Annotated in this window: 5 protein-coding genes; 4 read left to right on the plus strand and 1 reads right to left on the minus strand. The window is 39.8% G+C overall.

The features are described from left to right. A partial coding sequence (locus OEX01_09480) for an LLM class flavin-dependent oxidoreductase (GenBank protein ID MDH5449213.1) occupies window positions 1-492 on the minus strand: 492 nt, incomplete at its 3' end. Window positions 493-691: 199 nt separating this feature from the next. Here OEX01_09480 and OEX01_09485 point away from each other — a divergent pair. From OEX01_09485 to heR, 4 genes are all read left to right on the plus strand, one after another. Beyond that, the gene (locus OEX01_09485) at window positions 692-1054 is read left to right on the plus strand and encodes a VanZ family protein (protein ID MDH5449214.1); all 363 of its coding nucleotides are present in this window, start codon (window positions 692-694) and stop codon (window positions 1052-1054) included. A gap of 66 nt (window positions 1055-1120) precedes the next feature. Beyond that, a complete protein-coding gene (locus OEX01_09490; protein MDH5449215.1) occupies window positions 1121-1666 on the plus strand; it encodes a C-GCAxxG-C-C family protein in 546 nt (181 codons plus the stop codon). 493 nt (window positions 1667-2159) lie between these two features. Then, on the plus strand, window positions 2160-2702 hold the full coding sequence (locus tag OEX01_09495; protein ID MDH5449216.1) for a DUF6512 family protein: 543 nt from the start codon (window positions 2160-2162) through the stop codon (window positions 2700-2702). A gap of 342 nt (window positions 2703-3044) precedes the next feature. Continuing rightward, window positions 3045-3603, plus strand: a 559-nt coding sequence (gene heR, locus OEX01_09500) for a heliorhodopsin HeR (GenBank protein ID MDH5449217.1), incomplete at its 3' end; no start/stop codon positions are given.

Below are 3603 nucleotides of genomic sequence, written 5' to 3' on the forward strand. Positions count from 1 at the left end.
AGGCTTTTGAACCGTTTTTGGGAGAAGAACAGCATCCTTGATGTGATAATATTTGCCTTGGAACTTAACCTCGTCCTCGGTCCACATCCTTTTCATAAGCCTTATTCCCTCAATGGTCTTGGATACTCGCTCTCTAGGAGGAAGAAACTCGACACCGTACCCTTCAAATTCAGCTTGGTTCCACCCCGCTCCAACTCCAAAAAGGAAGCGCCCTTTGCTGATATTATCAAGGGTTGAGACGATTTTGGCGGTTTGGGGAGCAGATCTGAAAGGTACTGGCGTGACGGCTATTCCTATCTTAATCCGCTTAGTTTTGAGCGCCATAGCCGTCAACATGAGGAACGCATCTGGAATATTATTGGCAGAGCGCTTCATATAATGATCATTGACGAAGACAGCCCCTAACCCTAGATCCTCAATTAATCTAGCCGTCTTCAACGCGAGGTCAATTGAGTACTCTTCAAGCTGAAGGTTAAAGCCAAAACTTGTCATTCAAATACCCTTCAAATACCTTAATATCACATCCATAAAAAGGTAGAGAACTTAATAAAATGACACGCTTTGACTTTAGCCTAAGGAAGTTCTCAATCATACGTGTGCGCAATAAAAAGTCCATCCGGTGTATTTATACTCAATCTCATAATTACAATTACAAATTTGCAAGACCAGAGAGTTGGAGCTGCGCATGTGGTTGAAACATCAAGTTTGGTATTGGTTCCCGGTTTATCTTTATGCGAGTGTGATATTCTATCTTTCATCGATTTCTGTTTTGCCTGAGCCGGAACAACAATTTGGAATAACAATCTCTGACGCAGCAAAACATGTTGTGGAATACTTCATCCTAAGCTTCCTACTGTTCCGAGCATTCATAAACTCCAGATCTTCGGCTGTCAAGGCGAAAGCGTACTTACTTGCCATCACGTTATCTATTCTTTACGGAGCTACAGATGAACTTCATCAGTTGTTCGTGCCAGAACGCGTGTGTAGTGGTCTCGACGTCGTCCTTGACGGAGTGGGCAGTAGCTTGATCCTGATAAGAGAATTCTTCAACTAATATTGCGCGCACGATGATGCAAAATTTATAACACTAAAAGAGGAAATTCATTAGGCGGGTCACTTCATGACGGAAAAATCAGAAATAGCTAGAGAGGCTTTGGATGAGGCCTACCGTCGTGGGTATGATTATTGCGCGCGCATGGGCTGTGCCCCTGGTGTTTTTGCTGCGGTTATGGAAACTCTGGGCTACGAAGACGATCCTGTGGTTAATGGCGTTTGGAAAGCTACCTTAGGCTTAATCGGTGGAACCGGCAACATGGCTATTGGAACCTGTGGTGCCATGGCGGGTGCCGCTATGGCAATAAGCTACAGTTTTGGCTTCACAAAGGAGGATCTCAAGGACCAGGCGAAGATGCTCAACGTCGCCAGTGTGGTTGCTGAAGTGGGTAAAGAGATGCAGGAGAAATACGGTCACATACAATGTCAGGAGGTTCAGTTCCATCACTGGGGAAAATCCTACAGATTCACCAATCCGGAAGTTATGCAAGAATTTGCGAGCGCGCGCGAATTATGGACTGCCTGCCAAGAAGTAACCGGAGACCTTGCCAGATGGACCGTGAAGAAGATCTTGGAGCACAATCCACATTTCTCTAAACGAACACAAAAATGAGACCGAATCTAATTCCCTCCAATTTCAGAACATACGCGCGCGCAATGCTGAGGGGTAATTTGTTGTATATTTTTTGCCCCTCATAGCATTAGTCTTAGTTTATTATGAGGGGTAACTTTCTGAGTAGATTTTACCCCTCGTATTTTTGTTATGAGTGGTAATTTTTCTTTGATTTTTTACCCCTCACTCTATTTGCGCTCTATTCCTTCCTTATTCCTATTCCATTCCTGTACCATTAGGAACCTATCCAAATCAGGGGTATACAGGGTATAGGACCGTCCATAAACCGTTAACCGTCGTCCGTCGTTGGTTGGTCGTTTCCCCGTTTATCCCCGTCTGTCGTCGTCTCCGTTGGTTGGTTGGTTGGTTGGATCAAATTTTAACCCCCCAAACCCAACTTTATCTTTTGAATTATCCAAAAGCCTGAAAACTTTCAGTATCAAAATTTATATTTAAAAAGCTCGAAAAGGTGTTTTTAGGGAAAGCTAAGTTGTTGGACAAAAGGTCTATTTTCTGGTATGAATTGGTTGGCATGGTCCTTATAATTATTCTTGGAAGTATGCTTCATTTTACTTTTGAATGGTCTGGCAATCAACCAATAATTGGTGTATTCTCTGCCGTGAATGAAAGCGTATGGGAGCATCTGAAAATTGCTTTTTGGCCAACCCTTTTGTATGCAATCTTTGAATACAGTCATTTAAACAAAAAAACCAACAACTTCTTTTTTGCAAAGACCATTGGAATCTACGCTATAATGATAATCATTCCAGTAATCTTCTACTCATATACTATTATTGCCGAAGAAAACCTAATAATCGATATTCTCAGTTTCATTTTTGCTATAATCATTGGACAACTCATCAGTTATAAGCTGTTGACTTTCAAAAAACTACCTAAGAGTCTGAAAATGATTTCTCTAGTTGCTCTTGTAATCTTAGCTCTTGCGTTTGTAGTTTTCACGTTCTATCCACCTCAGATCCAATTATTCCAAGACCCAAACACAGGAGAGTACGGAATAACCAATCACTTACATTAATTTCTTCGAATTGATTTTCTATAAATTTAATGTATTCTTTTACATTTTGAGCACCGATTAACAAGCTCGTCAATATTTTTTTTCTTTATCAATGACCCCTACTTTTTCTACAAATTGCCATTTCTCATCAACTTTAGAGTAGTGATTGTAGCCTCTTCATTTCATCTCTTTAACGAGGTCTTCATGACGAGTATACAAATTATGGACTTCAAGCAAACCTTTTTCCAGATATCCTTTGATTGTAAGAATAAAAGTTTACAGTAACCCAATAAAATTATAAACAATTAAACAGACGATAGCCTTACCAAAATCATAAAAGAGATTAACGAAATATAATCTTTCATGAATTTTAAAGAAAGACAAGAAATTATTGCAAAATCACCGATTTCCTTCAAATATCTGAAACGCTTCAATGCAGCTGCTTTTGTGCTACATCTAATCCAAGGAATATTAATGCTTGTCCTAGGAACTCAGCTCGAGTGGGAACGTAGTCTTTATACTTTCTACACAAAATTTACAATAATTGAAGGTCCACCATTTCGAATAGATGTCACTCCTGACCCACAAGTCTTGGTTACAATCGGGTATCTTGGAGTTATTGTAGCATCTTTTCCATTACTTTCAGCATTAGCTCATTTTATCATTGCATTCATTAAGAATGATAAATACAATGAGAACTTGAAGAAAGGAATGAATCCATACCGATGGTATGAATATGCATTCTCTAGCTCAATAATGATAGTGCTAATTGCCCTCTTTTTGGGCGTATGGGATTTCTGGTCTTTGACAATGATCTTCGTATTAAACGCAATGATGATAATGTTCGGATACTTAATGGAACTGATAAACCAAAAAACCGAAAAAACAAACTGGACTTCTTTCATACTCGGATGTATTTCCG

The sequence above is a fragment of the Candidatus Bathyarchaeota archaeon genome (genome assembly GCA_029882535.1).
Classification (GTDB): domain Archaea; phylum Thermoproteota; class Bathyarchaeia; order Bathyarchaeales; family SOJC01; genus JAOUKM01.

What these genes read in the sequence shown, in the direction of transcription:
- OEX01_09490 (MDH5449215.1), top strand. Translation starts at nt 1,121, where the DNA reads ATGACGGAAAAATCAGAAATAGCTAGAGAGGCTTTGGATGAGGCCTAC.